This window comes from Streptomyces sp. NPDC053048 (genome assembly GCF_044547045.1).
Lineage (GTDB): Bacteria > Actinomycetota > Actinomycetes > Streptomycetales > Streptomycetaceae > Streptomyces.
Map to the genome: position 1 here is coordinate 841,995 of NZ_JBITZS010000001.1, position 14,419 is coordinate 856,413.

At 71.9% G+C, this 14,419-nt stretch carries 13 protein-coding genes; 5 read left to right on the forward strand and 8 right to left on the reverse strand.

The features are described from left to right. Nucleotides 1–84: 84 nt before the first annotated feature. The 5 genes from ACIG36_RS04090 to ACIG36_RS04110 all read right to left on the reverse strand — a co-directional run bounded on the left by ACIG36_RS04090 (nucleotide 85) and on the right by ACIG36_RS04110 (nucleotide 4,653). Entirely contained in the window at nucleotides 85–942 is an 858-nt protein-coding gene (locus tag ACIG36_RS04090) for a thioredoxin domain-containing protein (RefSeq protein WP_399921472.1), read from the reverse strand. Between the two features lie 57 nt (nucleotides 943–999). Next, nucleotides 1,000–1,650 (reverse strand): hypothetical protein, encoded by a 651-nt coding sequence (locus ACIG36_RS04095; RefSeq protein ID WP_399921476.1) that lies wholly within the window; start codon nucleotides 1,648–1,650, stop codon nucleotides 1,000–1,002. Between the two features lie 84 nt (nucleotides 1,651–1,734). Continuing rightward, nucleotides 1,735–2,577, reverse strand: coding sequence for a thioredoxin domain-containing protein (locus tag ACIG36_RS04100; protein ID WP_399921479.1), 843 nt, complete (start codon nucleotides 2,575–2,577; stop codon nucleotides 1,735–1,737). Between the two features lie 58 nt (nucleotides 2,578–2,635). Continuing rightward, nucleotides 2,636–3,268, reverse strand: a complete 633-nt coding sequence (locus tag ACIG36_RS04105) for a hypothetical protein (protein WP_399921482.1) — start codon at nucleotides 3,266–3,268, stop codon at nucleotides 2,636–2,638. Nucleotides 3,269–3,327: 59 nt separating this feature from the next. Beyond that, entirely contained in the window at nucleotides 3,328–4,653 is a 1,326-nt protein-coding gene (locus ACIG36_RS04110) for a DUF2252 domain-containing protein (RefSeq protein WP_399921485.1), read from the reverse strand. Nucleotides 4,654–4,834: 181 nt separating this feature from the next. Between ACIG36_RS04110 and dnaE the strand changes: the two genes are divergently transcribed. Beyond that, nucleotides 4,835–8,377: a DNA polymerase III subunit alpha gene (gene dnaE, locus ACIG36_RS04115; RefSeq protein WP_399921488.1), complete on the forward strand. Its 3,543-nt coding sequence runs from the start codon at nucleotides 4,835–4,837 to the stop codon at nucleotides 8,375–8,377. Nucleotides 8,378–8,458: 81 nt separating this feature from the next. On the opposite strand, the gene ACIG36_RS04120 is transcribed toward dnaE, so the two are convergent. Then, a complete protein-coding gene (locus ACIG36_RS04120) occupies nucleotides 8,459–8,626 on the reverse strand; it encodes a hypothetical protein (RefSeq protein WP_399921491.1) in 168 nt (55 codons plus the stop codon). 264 nt (nucleotides 8,627–8,890) lie between these two features. On the opposite strand from ACIG36_RS04120, the gene ACIG36_RS04125 reads away from it, so the two are divergent. The 4 genes from ACIG36_RS04125 (at nucleotide 8,891) to ACIG36_RS04140 (ending at nucleotide 12,854) form a co-directional block, all read left to right on the forward strand. After that, nucleotides 8,891–10,177: an NYN domain-containing protein gene (locus ACIG36_RS04125; RefSeq protein ID WP_399921494.1), complete on the forward strand. Its 1,287-nt coding sequence runs from the start codon at nucleotides 8,891–8,893 to the stop codon at nucleotides 10,175–10,177. Nucleotides 10,178–10,291: 114 nt separating this feature from the next. Further along, nucleotides 10,292–11,263, forward strand: a complete 972-nt coding sequence (locus ACIG36_RS04130) for an ABC transporter ATP-binding protein (RefSeq protein WP_399921497.1) — start codon at nucleotides 10,292–10,294, stop codon at nucleotides 11,261–11,263. Between the two features lie 35 nt (nucleotides 11,264–11,298). After that, nucleotides 11,299–12,117, forward strand: a complete 819-nt coding sequence (locus tag ACIG36_RS04135) for an ABC transporter permease (RefSeq protein ID WP_399922194.1) — start codon at nucleotides 11,299–11,301, stop codon at nucleotides 12,115–12,117. Nucleotides 12,118–12,176: 59 nt separating this feature from the next. After that, nucleotides 12,177–12,854 (forward strand): ABC transporter permease, encoded by a 678-nt coding sequence (locus tag ACIG36_RS04140; RefSeq protein ID WP_399921500.1) that lies wholly within the window; start codon nucleotides 12,177–12,179, stop codon nucleotides 12,852–12,854. Nucleotides 12,855–13,132: 278 nt separating this feature from the next. On the opposite strand, the gene ybaK is transcribed toward ACIG36_RS04140, so the two are convergent. Both ybaK and ACIG36_RS04150 read right to left on the reverse strand, forming a co-directional pair. Further along, nucleotides 13,133–13,636, reverse strand: a complete 504-nt coding sequence (gene ybaK, locus ACIG36_RS04145) for a Cys-tRNA(Pro) deacylase (RefSeq protein WP_399921503.1) — start codon at nucleotides 13,634–13,636, stop codon at nucleotides 13,133–13,135. Between the two features lie 19 nt (nucleotides 13,637–13,655). Next, nucleotides 13,656–14,393, reverse strand: coding sequence for an LON peptidase substrate-binding domain-containing protein (locus tag ACIG36_RS04150; protein ID WP_399921506.1), 738 nt, complete (start codon nucleotides 14,391–14,393; stop codon nucleotides 13,656–13,658). Nucleotides 14,394–14,419: the final 26 nt, after the last annotated feature.

Sequence of the window (14,419 nt, forward strand, 5' to 3'; positions counted from 1 at the left end):
GTCGTCAGTTTACTGCCCGGTAAGACCGGCGGTAAGGGTCCGGACGGGCGGAACCCAGGAGTTCGCCCGCCCGTCGCCCGCCGGCTACTTCTTGAGGTTCTGCTCGACCAGGGTCTTGAACATCTCCGCTGCCTGCGGAGCCTGGCCCCGCTCGTCGCCGAGCACCTTGCCGTTGAGCTTGAGGCCCGGGGTGCCCTTGATCTCCTTGTCCGGGCCGACGAACGTGTCGAAGGAGTCGGAGACGCCCAGGGCCCACTTGTCGAAGGTGCCGTCCTTGACGTCCTTCTCGAAGGACGCCTTGCCCTTGAGGGCGGGGACCTCCTGCGCGATCTCGATCAGCCGGCTGTCGTCGGAGAACGCGTCGTCCTGCTCCTGCGGGTGGTTCTTCTGCGCGAACAGCGCCTTCTTGTACTCCAGGAACGCCTCGGGGCTCACGTTCAGGGCGGCGCCGAGAGCGCTGAGGGCGTTCTTCGAGCCCGAGCCCTTGATCATCGGGTTGCGGTCCAGGAAGGCGCCCATCCGGAACTGCGCCTTGTACGTGCCGTCCTTGATGTCCTTGGCCACGACCTCACCGACGGACTGCTCGAAGCCCGAGCAGATCGGGCAGCGCATGTCCTCGAAGACCTCGAGGGTGTTCTTGGCGTCCTGCTTGCCGACGACGATCGAGGTGCCCTTGTCGCCCGTGGTGTTGGCGGGTGCCTTGAAATCCGACTTCTTGGCCGCCGAGATCCAGTCCTCGCTGCTGACCTTGGTGTTCTTGCCGCCGTCGGTGGCGTTGGTGACGGCCACGCCGATGCCGCCCGCGGCCGCGAGGACGGCGACGATGCCCACGCCCACCAGCACCTTGCGGCGGGTCTTGTCCCGCTTCGCCTGGCGCTCGCGCTCGGCGCGCAGGCGCTCGCGGGCGGCGGCCTTGTTCTGGGGGTTGTTGCGGTTGCTCATGACGGATGCCTCCGTGGACATACGGGTGGAAAAAGGGACCGGTGCGTAGTGCTGTGCTCAGGCGGATGCCGGGCACAGGGGCGGTCCCCGCCGTACGACGGAGTGCACGAGGAGCGGGAGGGTACGGGCCCGAAGGGTGTCCCGCACGGGCCGCCGACGGGCGCCGGCCGGGGCGTACGGGCCGAGGGCGGCAGCCGCCGGCAGCGGCCGGAAGGCGAGCGCGGCCACCGCGCGCAGCAGCCGGGCCAGCGCCACCTCGCCGCGCCGCAGCCAGGCGGCGCCCAGCAGCCCGACCGCGATGTGCGCGGCGAGCAGCAACCAGGGGGTGGCCGAGCCGACCGCGGCCTCGCGCGCCGCGAACGGCGTGCCGAACTCGCCGCCGCGGCAGACCAGATCGACCCCCATCGAGCGCAGCGGACCCGCCACGGGCCCGCCGGCCTGCCCGTAACAGGCGTGCTGGCCGGTGGTGAAGACGGTGTCCGCCGCCAGCTCCAGGGGGACCAGCAGCGCGGCTATCGGGCCGTAGCCGCGCTCGCGGCCGGCCAGCGCGTAGGCGACGGCGAAGCAGGCCGCGGTGACCGCGGCGACCGTCGCGGCCGGCAACGGCGTCCTGGAGAGCAGGACATGGGAGGTCGCCGACAGGGTGACGCAGAGCGCCGTGAACAGCGCGGCGCGCACCGCCCTGAACCGAACGCCCGTCCCCTCCATGACGCCGAGTGTGCCACGGCGACCGCCGGGTGTCGTGTCAAGATTCGGCATCGGTGAGGGGACGGCCGGCGGCCCCCGAAGGCCCTACTTCAGGCGCTCGGCGATGGCCGATTCGAACTGCTGGGCCGTCATCGGGACGCCCTGTCCCTGCCCGGTCTCGACGGTGACCTTCTTGCCGTCGAACTTGACGGTCGGGGTGCCCGTGACGTCCTTGACCTTGTCGAAGGAGTCGGACATCTCCAGCGCCCACTTGTCGAAGGTGCCGTCCTTGACGTCCTTCTCGAAGGCGGCGTTGCCCTTGAGCGCCGGGACCTGCTGGGCGACCTTCAGCAGGACCGCGTCGTCGGCGAAGTCGTCCTTGGTCTCCTCGGGGTGGTTCGCCTTGGCGTAGAGCGCCTTGTTGTAGGCGCTGAAGGCCTCGGGGCTCACGTTCAGGGCGGCGCCCAGCGCGCTGAGGGCGTTCTTCGAACCGGTGCCCGCGATCGCGGGGTTGCGGTCGAGGAAGGTGCCGACGTGGTAGGAGACCTTGTACTTGCCGTCCTTGACGTCCTTGTCGATCGTGTCGCCGACGTTCTGCTCGAAGACCGAGCAGATCGGGCAGCGCATGTCCTGGAAGACGTCCAGGGTGTGCTTGGCGTCCTTCTTGCCGATGACGACCTCGGTGCCCTTGTCGCCGGCGGTGTTGGCGGGCTTGACCAGGGTCTGCTCGGAGGCGGCCTTCCAGGCGGCGTTGGTGCTCTTGCCGCTGTCGCCGCCCAGCTGGGTCGCGGCGTAGCCGATGCCGCCCGCGACCGCGAGGACGGCGACTATGGTGCCGGCGACGAGGAACTGGCGCCGGGTCTTCTCCCGCTTCGCCTGCTGCTCGCGCTCGGCGCGCAGCCGCTCGCGGGCGTTCTGCTTGTTCTCCCAGTTGTTGCGCTTGCTCATGGTGATGCTGCTCCGTGATGCGTTCGTGGGTGCGGTGGTTCCGTACTGCTCGGGGCCCTCAGACGAGGACGGGCCCGAGCGGGGGACCGCGCCGGATCACGGAGTGGACGAGCAGGGGCAGCGAGTGGGCCCGCGGGCCGTGGCCGCCGGGCCGCACGGGCGCGCCCCGGTCGGGGGCGGGCGCGGCGAGCACCGCCGCCGCCAGCCGCAGCGGCCGGAAGGCGGCCGCCGCCGCGGCGCGCAGCAGCGCGCACAGCGCGGCCTCGCCGCGCCGCAGCCAGGCGGCGGCCAGCAGGCCGACGGCGATGTGCCCGGCGAGCAGCAGCCAGGGGGCCGCCTCGGGGGCGGCGTACCGGGCGAGGGGGGTGCCCATGCTGCCCTGGCACAGCCAGGTCAGGGCGCCGGGGGTGGGATGGCCGGACCGGCCGTAGCAGGTCTCCTGGCCGGCGGCGAAGAGCGCGCCGGCGGCCAGCTCGAGCGGGACGAGGAGGGCGGCGATGTGCCGGTAGCCGCGCTCGCGGCCCGCGAGGGCGTAGGCCAGCGCGAAGACGGCGGCGCCCGCCCCGGCGACCGCCGGCACGGGCAGGGCCCTGCCGGACAGCAGCACATGGGAGGCGGCGGACAGCAGCACGCACAGCGCCGAGAACAGCGCGGCGCGTAGTGCCCGCAGTCGTGCCGCCGATATGTCCATGGTGGCCGAGTGTGCCATGCCGTGCGGTAAGCCGGAACTAAAGCTCCCTGTTCACGGGGTCACAGCCCGGGGATCCGTCCGTTGCGGAAGAGGTCCACGAAGATCTGGTGGTCCGCGCGGGCGCGGGCGCCGTAGGTGTGCGCGAAGTCCACCAGCAGCTCGCCGAAGCCCTCCTCGTCGGCGGCGATGACGGCGTCGATGGCCCGCTCGGTGGAGAACGGCACCAGCGAGTGGCCGCTCTGGTCGTCGGCGGCGGCGTGCATGGTGGCGGTGGCGCGGCCCAGGTCGGCGACGACGGCCGCGATCTGCGCCGGGTCGTCGATGTCCGACCAGTCCAGGTCGACGGCGTACGGCGAGACCTCGGCGACCAGCTGCCCGGTGCCGTCCAGCTCCGTCCACCCCAGCCACGGGTCGGCGTGGTCCTGCAGGGCGCGCTGGGAGATCACCGTGCGGTGGCCCTCGTGGTGGAAGTAGCCGCGCACCCGGGGGTCGGTGATGTGCCGGGAGACGGCCGGGGTCTGGGCCTGCTTCATGTAGATGACGACGTCGTTCTCCAAGGCGTCGCTGTTGCCCTCGAGGAGGATGTTGTACGAGGGCAGCCCCGCGCTGCCGATGCCGATGCCGCGGCGCCCGACGACGTCCTTGACCCGGTAGGAGTCGGGACGGGCCAGGCTGGTGTCCGGCAGCGTCTCGAGGTAGCCGTCGAAGGCCGCGAGGATCTTGTAGCGGGTGGCGGCGTCCAGCTCGACGGAGCCGCCGTCGGCCAGGAAGCGCCGCTCGAACTCCCTGATCTCCGTCATCGTGGCCAGCAGCCCGAAGCGGGTCAGCGAGCGGGCCTCGCGCAGCGCGTCCAGCAGGGGGCCGTCGGCGGTGTCCAGGGTGAAGGGCGGCAGCTCCTCGTGGTGGACGCCGGTGGCCAGGGCGTGGATGCGCTCGCGGTAGGCGGCGGCGTAGATCCGCACCAGCTCGCCGATCTTCTCGTCGCTCAGCGCCTTGGTGTACCCCAGCAGGGCCACCGAGGCGGCGAAGCGCTTGAGGTCCCAGGTGAAGGGGCCGACGTAGGCCTCGTCGAAGTCGTTGACGTTGAAGACCAGGCGGCCGTTGGCGTCCATGTAGGTGCCGAAGTTCTCGGCGTGCAGGTCGCCGTGGATCCACACCCTGCTGGTGCGGTCGTCCAGGTACGGCCCGGCGTCCCGCCCGTGCTCGAGGTCGGAGTAGAAGAGGCAGGCCGTGCCCCGGTAGAAGGCGAAGGCGGAGGCGGCCATCTTCCGGAACTTGACGCGGAAGGCGGCCGGGTCGGCCGCGAGCAGCTCGCCGAAGGCGGTGTCGAAAACGGCGAGGATCTCCTCGCCGCGCTGCGTGGCCCGGTCGTGCTCGGTCGCCATCGTCGGTCTCTCCTTGCGGGCACCCCCGGCACCGGCCGGGGGAGGGTCATCGGGCGGACACATGTGCTGCCGTCCTCAACGCCCGAGGCTACCGGCGCGTGCCCACGGCTGTCGGTGGGGGCCGGTAACCTTCGAAACTGCCCCTTCCGACCCGCTGCCACCCCACCGGAGGTCGTCCACCGTGGCCAAGACGCCGTTCACGCACCTGCACGTCCACACCCAGTACTCGCTGCTGGACGGTGCTGCGCGGCTCAAGGACATGTTCAATGCCTGCAATGAGATGGGCATGACACACATCGCCATGTCCGACCACGGCAACCTCCACGGCGCCTACGACTTCTTCCACTCCGCCCAGAAGGCCGGGATCACCCCGATCATCGGCATCGAGGCGTACGTGGCCCCCGAGTCCCGGCGCAACAAGCGCAGGATCACCTGGGGCCAGCCGCACCAGAAGCGCGACGACGTCTCCGGTTCGGGTGGTTACACCCACAAGACCATCTGGGCGGCCAACGCCACCGGCCTGCACAACCTCTTCCGGCTGTCCTCCGACGCCTACAAGGAGGGCTGGCTGACCAAGTGGCCCCGGATGGACAAGGAGACCATCAGCCAGTGGTCCGAGGGGCTGATCGCCTCCACCGGCTGCCCCTCCGGCGAGCTGCAGACCAGGCTGCGCCTGGGCCAGTTCGACGAGGCCCTGAAGTCGGCCTCCGAGTACCAGGACATCTTCGGCAAGGACCGCTACTTCCTGGAGCTGATGGACCACGGCATCGAGATCGAGCGCCGGGTCCGCGACGGCCTGCTGGAGATCGGCAAGAAGCTCGGCATCCCGCCCCTGGTCACCAACGACTCGCACTACACCTACGCGCACGAGGCGACCGCCCACGACGCCCTGCTGTGCATCCAGACCGGCAAGAACCTCTCCGACCCCGACCGCTTCCGCTTCGACGGCTCGGGCTACTACCTGAAGTCCACGGACGAGATGTACGCCATCGACTCCTCGGACGCCTGGCAGGAGGGGTGCGCCAACACCCAGCTGGTCGCCGACCAGATCGACACCGAGGGCATGTTCCAGTTCCGGAACCTGATGCCCAAGTTCGACATCCCCGAGGGCTACACCGAGGTCACCTGGTTCCGCGAGGAGACCATGCGGGGCATGCACCGCCGCTTCCCCGGCGGCATCCCCGAGGACCGCATGAAGCAGGTCGAGTACGAGATGGACACCATCATCTCGATGGGCTTCCCGGGCTACTTCCTCGTGGTCGCCGACTTCATCATGTGGGCCAAGAACCAGGGCATCGCCGTCGGCCCCGGCCGAGGCTCCGCGGCCGGCTCGATCGTCGCCTACGCCATGGGCATCACCGACCTCGACCCGATCCCGCACGGCCTGATCTTCGAGCGCTTCCTCAACCCCGAGCGCATCTCCATGCCCGATGTCGACATCGACTTCGACGAGCGCCGGCGCGCCGAGGTGATCCGGTACGTCACCGAGAAGTACGGCGCCGACAAGGTCGCCATGATCGGCACCTACGGCACCATCAAGGCCAAGAACGCCATCAAGGACTCCGCCCGCGTCCTGGGCTACCCCTACGCGATGGGCGACCGCATCACCAAGGCGATGCCCGCCGACGTCCTCGGCAAGGGCATCCCCCTCTCCGGCATCACCGACCCCACGCACCCGCGCTACAGCGAGGCCGGCGAGGTCCGCGGGATGTACGAGAACGAGCCGGACGTGAAGAAGGTCATCGACACCGCCATGGGCGTCGAGGGCCTGGTCCGGCAGATGGGTGTGCACGCGGCCGGCGTGATCATGTCCAGCGAGACGATCACCGACCACGTCCCCGTCTGGGTGCGCCACTCCGACGGCGTGACCATCACCCAGTGGGACTACCCCAGCTGTGAGTCGCTGGGCCTGCTGAAGATGGACTTCCTGGGCCTGCGCAACCTCACGATCATGGACGACGCCGTCAAGATGGTGAAGGCCAACAAGGGGATCGACATCGATCTCCTGGCCCTGCCGCTCGACGACCCCACGACCTTCGACCTGCTCCAGCGCGGTGACACCCTCGGCGTCTTCCAGTTCGACGGCGGCCCCATGCGGTCCCTGCTGCGGCTGATGAAGCCCGACAACTTCGAAGACATCTCCGCCGTGTCCGCCCTGTACCGGCCGGGCCCGATGGGCATGAACTCGCACACCAACTACGCGCTGCGCAAGAACAAGCAGCAGGAGATCACCCCGATCCACCCGGATCTGGAGAAGCCCCTCGAAGAGGTCCTGGCCGTCACCTACGGTCTGATCGTCTACCAGGAGCAGGTCCAGAAGGCCGCCCAGATCATCGCCGGGTACTCGCTCGGCGAGGCCGACATCCTCCGCCGCGTCATGGGCAAGAAGAAGCCCGAGGAGCTGGCGAAGAACTTCACCATCTTCCAGGAGGGCGCCCGGAAGAACGGCTACACCGACGAGGCCATCCAGGCCCTGTGGGACGTGCTGGTCCCCTTCGCCGGCTACGCCTTCAACAAGGCCCACTCGGCCGCGTACGGCCTGGTCTCGTACTGGACGGCCTACCTCAAGGCCAACCACCCCGCCGAGTACATGGCGGCCCTGCTGACCTCGGTCAAGGACGACAAGGACAAGTCGGCGACCTACCTCAACGAGTGCCGCCGCATGGGCATCAAGGTGCTCCCGCCGAACGTCAACGAGTCCGAGGCGAACTTCGCCGCCCAGGGCGACGACGTGATCCTCTTCGGCCTCACCGCCGTGCGCAACGTCGGCGCCAACGTCGTCGACTCGATCATCCGCTGCCGCAAGTCGAAGGGGAAGTACACCTCCTTCCCCGACTTCCTCGACAAGGTCGAGGCCGTCGTCTGCAACAAGCGCACCGTCGAATCGCTGATCAAGGCCGGCGCCTTCGACGAGATGGGGCACACCCGCAAGGGCCTCACCGCGCACTACGAACCGATGATCGACAACGTGGTGCAGGTCAAGCGCAAGGAGGCCGAGGGACAGTTCGACCTGTTCGGCGGCATGGGCGACGAGGGCGGCGACGAGGGCCCCGGCTTCGGGCTGGACGTGGAGTTCTCCGACGTCGAGTGGGAGAAGGCCTACCTGCTGGCCCAGGAGCGCGAGATGCTCGGCCTCTATGTCTCCGACCACCCGCTCTTCGGCATCGAGCACGTCCTCAACGACAAGGCCGACGCCTCGATCTCCCAGCTCACCGGCGGTGAGCACGCCGACGGCGCGATCGTGACCATCGGCGGCATCATCTCCGGACTGCAGCGCAAGATGACCAAGCAGGGCAACGCCTGGGCCATCGCCACCGTGGAGGACCTGGCCGGCTCCATCGACTGCATGTTCTTCCCCGCCACCTACCAGCTGGTCTCCACCCAGCTCGTCGAGGACGCCGTCGTCTTCGTCAAGGGCCGGCTCGACAAGCGCGAGGACATCCCCCGCCTGGTCGCCATGGAGCTGATGGTCCCCGACCTGTCCAACGCCGGCACCAACGCGCCGGTGATCATCTCCATCCCCACGGTGAAGGTCACCCCGCCGCTCGTCGAGCGGCTGGGCCAGGTGCTCAGCCACCACCGGGGCTCGACCGAGGTGCGGATCAAGCTCCAGGGGGCCCGCAAGACGACCGTGCTCCGCCTGGACCGGCACCGGGTCACGCCCGACCCGGCCCTCTTCGGCGACCTCAAGCAGCTGCTCGGCCCGTCCTGCCTGGCGGGCTGAGCCCGCACCCGGACGGCACCACCGCGCGAGGGGCGTGCCCGCTACGAGCGGACGCGCCCCTCAAGCGCATCCAAGCGCCGGTCAGTTGTGACCGAAGCGCTTCTGCTTGCCCTTGCGCGCCACGTCGCCCGGGGTCACCTGGGAGGCCCGCTGCTCCGACTGGGACTCCATCGACGACTTCCGGGCCTGCTGCTGCCCGCGCTCGGCGGCGCTCGAGGACGGCTGCTTCCGGTTCTTGTTCTTGGCCATGCTGAAGTGCCTCCACATCGGGACGACCCCCTCGGCCCACCCTCCCACGGGGCGAACAAGCGCGCATTTCGGGTAATTACCGTGGGTGACAGGGGTACTTATCGGCCGCAGCCCGTATCCGCCACGCCGAAGATCCAGTTCGGACTGATAACCCCCGCGCGGTCGGGCAGACTCCTGGGAAAGCCAACGGAACCGGGGCACGCAGGTGCCGGGGGGCGACCGCACTTCTGACATCAGGGGAAACCCGAGAAAAGAGGGTGGAACGTGGACCGCTGCGTCGTCCTGGTGGACGCCGGATATCTACTGGGCGCCGCCGCGAGCCTGCTGGCCGGGGAACCCGCCCGGTCCCGTATCACCGTCGATCACGCCACCCTGATCCAAGGCCTGCGCGAACGCGCCGAGGCCGACACCCAGCGGCCGCTGCTGCGCATCTACTGGTTCGACGGCGCCCCCGACCGGGTGCCGCAGCCCGAGCACCGCCGGCTGCGGGTGATGTCCCGCGTCACCGTCCGGCTGGGCGCCCTGACCCGCAGCGACGGCCGCTGGGCACAGAAGGGCGTCGACGCCGCCATGCACGCCGAGCTCACCGAGCTCGCCCGCAACCGCGCCTGCTCCGACATCGTGCTCGTCACCGGCGACGGCGACCTGCTGCCGGGCCTGATGTCCGCCAAGGAACACGGCGTCGCCGTCCACCTGTGGGCCGTGCAAGCCGCCGACGGCGACTACAACCAGTCCGAGGACCTGGTCGCCGAGGCCGACGAGCGGCGCGTCCTGGACCGTACGTGGATCACCCGCGCGGTCCGCGCCAAGGAGCTCACCGGCATCTGCGCCCCGCCGCCCGCGCCCCGGCCCGAGATCGCCGCGATCCTCGCGGCCCCGCTGCCCGAGACCGCGGCGGCCGCCGCCGCTTCCGGCCGCCCGGCCGACGCCCCCGCCGCCGGGCGCAACGGCACCCGGCCGGGGCCCGCCGCCCCGCCGTGCCCCAACGGCGACCGCGGCGCGGACACCCCCGCCGGGCGGGGCGTGCCCACCCCGAAGGACCTCGCCGGACTCGGCCGGGGCCCGGCCGGCAAGGACCCCCAGCCGGCCGCCGCGCAGACCGGGACGCCCTCCGGCACCCCCAACGCCACTCTGCGCTGGTCCTCCGACAAGGGCTGGGTCGAGCGCGGCGCCGGCAGTGGCCTCGGAGAGCCCCCCGAAACCGCCGCCCTGCCCATGCTGGCCCAGCTCACCAGCGCCGAGCAGCGCTGGGCGGACCGCGAGGAGGACATCACCACCGTCGGCGGCGACCCCTTCGAGGTCGGCCAGGTCTTCGCCCGCCGCTGGACCGAGCGCATCACCGACGCCGTCCACCTGCAGCACCTGTCCACCGAGTACCCGCGCATCCCGCACCGCATCGACGGCGAGCTGCTGCGCTACGCCGCCCGCTTCGGGCTCCTCGCCCACAAGGACGACCAGATCGACGAACACGACCGCTACGCGATCCGCGCCGGCTTCTGGCGCGAAATCGACGCCCGCACCGCGGCGGAGCACGCGCCGGCGGGGGACTGACGCCTCGGCCGAACCCACCACGCACCCCAAAGCAAGCCGCAGGCGTCCGGGCGCGTACCCTCATAGCTCGTGAGAACGGGCGCGAAACAGGCAGAGCGAGCCGCAGGCGACACGGTGTGTGCCGTACGCGGCCTCGTCAAGACCTACCCCGCCGCGCGCGCCCGCCGCGGCGCGCCCGGCGCGGCCGCCGTCCGGGCCAGCGACGGCATCGACCTCGACGTCCGGCGCGGTGAGATCTTCGGACTGCTCGGCCCCAACGGCGCCGGCAAGACCACCCTCGTACGCCAGCTCACCGGCCTGCTGCGCCCGGACGAGGGCAGCGTCGAACTGCTCGGCCACGACCTCGTCCGCCACCCCGAGCGCGCCTCCCGCCTCATCGGCTACCTCGGCCAGGAGTCCACCGCCCTCGACGAGCTGACCGTCGCCCTGGCCGCCGAGACCACCGGCCGGCTGCGCGGCATGAGCCTGCGCGACGCCCGCGCCGAGCGCGACGCCGTCATCGACGAACTCGGCCTCGCCGAGATCTCCGGGCGCCCCCTGAAGAAGCTCTCCGGCGGCCAGCGCCGCCTCGCCTGCTTCGCCGCCGCCCTGGTCGGCGACCGGCCGCTGCTGGTGCTGGACGAGCCGACCACCGGCATGGACCCCGTGGCGCGCCGCGCCGTGTGGGCCGCCGTGGACCGGCGGCGCGCCGAGCGCGGGGCCACGGTGCTGCTGGTCACCCACAACGTCATCGAGGCCGAGACCGTGCTGGACCGCGTCGCGGTGCTCGAGCGCGGCCGGATCATCGCCTGCGACACCCCGGCCGGCCTCAAGGAGCTCGTCGGCGACGAGGTCCGGGTCGACCTCGTGTGGCGCGACGCGCCCCCGCTCGAGGTCCCCGAGGTGGCCGCGCTGCGCGACGGGGCCCGGGAGACCGGCCGCCGCTGGTCGCTGCGGCTCGGCCCGGCCGAGGCGCGCGCCGCCGTCGCCGCCGTGACCGGCGGCCCCGCCTTCGCCGCGCTCGACGATTTCACGCTCGCCACGCCCAGCCTGGAGGATGTCTACCTGGCCCTGGGCGGCCGCGAGAAAGGGCTGATGAAGGGGTGAGCGTGACTGCTGCTTCCGCTGCTTCCGCCGAGGCGGTGCCGGAACAGGCCCGTGCCGGGAGCCGGGCCCCGTCCCGGGCGGGCGAGGACGGCGCCGGCGCCGCCCCGCTCGCACCCCGCGCCCGGCTGCTGCCCGCGCTGGCGGCGGTCTACCGGGCGCAGCTCTCGCGGGCCCGCGTGGCGCGGATCCCGCTGCTGTTCGTGGCGACGTTCCAGTCCATCGGCATCATGATCCTCATGCGGGGCGTCGTCGACGGCGGCGCCGAGGCGCGGGCCGTCGTGGCCGGCTCCAGCGTGCTGGTCGTGGCGTTCGTCGCGCTGAACCTCCTCGCCCAGTACTTCGGCCAGCTGCGGGCCAGCGGCGGCCTGGACCACTACGCGACGCTGCCGGTGCCACCGGCCGCCGTCGTGCTGGGGGCGGCCGGGGCGTACGCGTCCTTCACCGCGCCCGGCACGGCCGTCACCGCCGTGGTGGGCAGCGTGCTGTTCGAGCTGCCGATGACGCACCTGTGGGTACTGGCCGCGGTGATCCCGCTGTCCGGCGCGGCCCTGGCCGGGCTGGGCGCGGCCCTGGGCCTGCTCGCGCCGCGCCAGGAACTGGCGACCCTGTGCGGCCAGTTGGGCATGTCGGCGGCGCTGCTGCTCGGCGTGCTGCCGGCCGAGCACATGCCGGCGCCCATCGCCTACGCGCGCGACCTGCTGCCGTCCACCTACGGCGTGGAGGCCCTGGCGCGCAGCTTCGACGCGCGCCCCGACTGGCTGCTGGTGGCGGCCGACCTGGGGGTGTGCGCCGCGGTCGGCGTGGTGTCGCTGGCGGTGGCCACCTGGGCCTACCGCAGGGCGGCCGTGCGGTGACGCGCCGCAGCGAGCGTCCTGACGCCGGGGGGCCCGCGGCCACCTGGCACGATGGCGGGGTGACCGCACCGCTGACGCCGCACGGCAACTCCTCCTCCGACCCGGACCCCGGCCCCGGGCCCACGCCGGGCACGCCGCCCGCCGGGCACGACCTCGGGGACCGCCCGGCCGGTCTCTCCGAGGAGACCCGCACCGAGCTGCGCCAGGCGGCCGTGATCCTCGCCGTCGTGACCGTCTCCGGTGTGCTGCTGGGACTGCTGTGGCTGTGGCTGGCGCCCCGGGTACCGCTGGTCTCGGACGGCAAGGCCGTCTACCTCAAGAACACCGAGGGCGAGCAGGCCATCGGCGCCGACGGCTGGTTCGCGCTGCTGGGTCTGGCGTTCGGCGCGGTCTTCGCGGCCCTGGTCTTCCTCTTCCACCGCAAGGGCGGCATCGCGATCGTCGTGGGGCTCGCGGCCGGGTCGCTGCTGGCCTCGGTGATCGGCTGGCGGGTGGGTGTCTGGCTCGGGCCGACGCCCGACGTGGCCGCGCACGCGCGGGCCGTGGGCAAGGGGGTGGTCTTCGAGGCGCCGCTGAAGTTGGCGGCCAAGGGGATGCTGCTGGCCTTTCCGCTGGCCGCTATGGCTGTGCACCTTGGGTTGACGGCTCTTTTCGGGCCCCGCGACCCGGAGCCCTCGCATCCGGAGTTCCGGCAGTGGGGGGAGCCGGCGCCGGGCTCCGGTGGTGCTGAGCGCTGACTGCCCGGTGCGGGCCGGTGGTCGGGTTGTGCCCACCCGTTCCGCCCCAGCGGAACGACTGCCCACAACCCGACTGTTGGCAACCCGACTGTCGGCCAGGCCTGTCCTAAGCCGGGCGGCGGCCGTGGTTGGCTCGGTTCTTTTTCAGGCGCCAGCGGCGTTTGCGGGTGCGCTTGGACATGGCGGTCCCTCCCTGCGCGGGGCCGCACGTGCGGCGGCCCGCCCCCCGTTCGTAGCGAAGGGCCGCACAACAGTCCAGCCCGCGCGTGGGCCAAGGCTCAGTCGCGGGCGATCGGCGCGAGGATCGCGTCCGTCAGAAGGGCCAGGTCGGCGGGGGAGAGCTCGACCTCGAGCCCGCGGCGCCCGGCCGAGACACAGATGGTGGTGTACGAGCGCGCGGAGGCGTCCAGCGCGGTCGGCAGCCGCTTGCGCTGCCCCAGCGGGGAGATCCCGCCCCGCACGTACCCCGTGGTGCGCTCGGCGGCCGCCGGGTCGGCCATCGCCGCCCGCTTGCCGCCGACCGCCGCCGCCAGCGCCTTGAGGTCGAGCGAGCCCGAGACGGGGACGACGGCCACGGTCAGGGTGCCGTCCACGTCGGCCACGAGCGTCTTGAAGACCCGGCCCGGCTCCATGCCCAGCGCCTGGGCGGCCTCCTCGCCGTAGGAGGGGGAGGCAGGGTCGTGCTCGTAGGCGTGCACGGAGAACGCCGTGCCCGCCCGCTCGAGGGCGACGATCGCCGGCGTGGATGCGGACGACTGGTTCCTCTTGGGCTTCCTGGCCAAGACCGGCGTCCCCCTTCGCCTAGTTCGGGCTGGTCGGCCGCCGGGTCAGATCGACGGCCGGCAGCGACGGGAGCTTACCTATCACCGCCGTCTCGGCACGCAGCAGCCGCAGCTCCTCCGACAGCCGGGACGCCGTGTCGGGTGCCTGCAGCAGCCGCTGCTTGGCCGGGGTGTCCAGCACCGCCGCCGCCGCGACCAGGTAGGACAGCACCCGCGGCTCACCGGGCAGCTCCGCCCGGCCCGCCAGCGACGCCTCGCTCGCCCCGGCCAGCCGCTTCTGGTACGCCCGGAAGGCCCGTACGACACCGGAGGCCAGGGCCCCCGCCTCGTCGCCCTGCCGCTCCTCGATCTCCTCCACCTCGCCCGTCAGGTACGGGCCCGAGGTGTCCACCGACAGCAGCCGGAAGCGCGTGGTGCCCGTCGCCAGCACCTCGTACGTGCCGTTCTGGCGCTCGCGGATCGTGGCGGCGTCGGCGACGCAGCCCACCGTGTGGAAGGCCTTCATCGGGTCGGGGCCGAAACCGGTCGCCGGGCCCGGCTCCGGGCGCGCCTCGTCGGGCAGGCCCGGCGCGCTGGGCGCCACCTCGTGCCCGTCGCGGATGGCGACCACCCCGAAACGGCGCGGCGCGTCCTCGGGGAGCTGCGCCAGGGCGCGCATCATCGTGCGGTACCGCTGCTCGAAGACGTTCAGCGGCAGCACGAGGCCGGGGAACAGCACCGAGTTCAGCGGGAAGATCGGAAGGCGCGCGGTGGTCACGGCGGGTAAGCCTAACGGCCGTGCGG

Excerpts from the sequence above, each read along its gene's own strand:
- ACIG36_RS04100 (WP_399921479.1), bottom strand. The coding sequence starts at position 2,577 with ATGAGCAAGCGCAACAACTGGGAGAACAAGCAGAACGCCCGCGAGCGG.
- ACIG36_RS04110 (WP_399921485.1), bottom strand. The coding sequence starts at position 4,653 with ATGGCGACCGAGCACGACCGGGCCACGCAGCGCGGCGAGGAGATCCTC.
- ACIG36_RS04105 (WP_399921482.1), bottom strand. The coding sequence starts at position 3,268 with ATGGACATATCGGCGGCACGACTGCGGGCACTACGCGCCGCGCTGTTC.
- ACIG36_RS04095 (WP_399921476.1), bottom strand. The coding sequence starts at position 1,650 with ATGGAGGGGACGGGCGTTCGGTTCAGGGCGGTGCGCGCCGCGCTGTTC.
- ACIG36_RS04120 (WP_399921491.1), bottom strand. The coding sequence starts at position 8,626 with ATGGCCAAGAACAAGAACCGGAAGCAGCCGTCCTCGAGCGCCGCCGAG.
- ACIG36_RS04090 (WP_399921472.1), bottom strand. The coding sequence starts at position 942 with ATGAGCAACCGCAACAACCCCCAGAACAAGGCCGCCGCCCGCGAGCGC.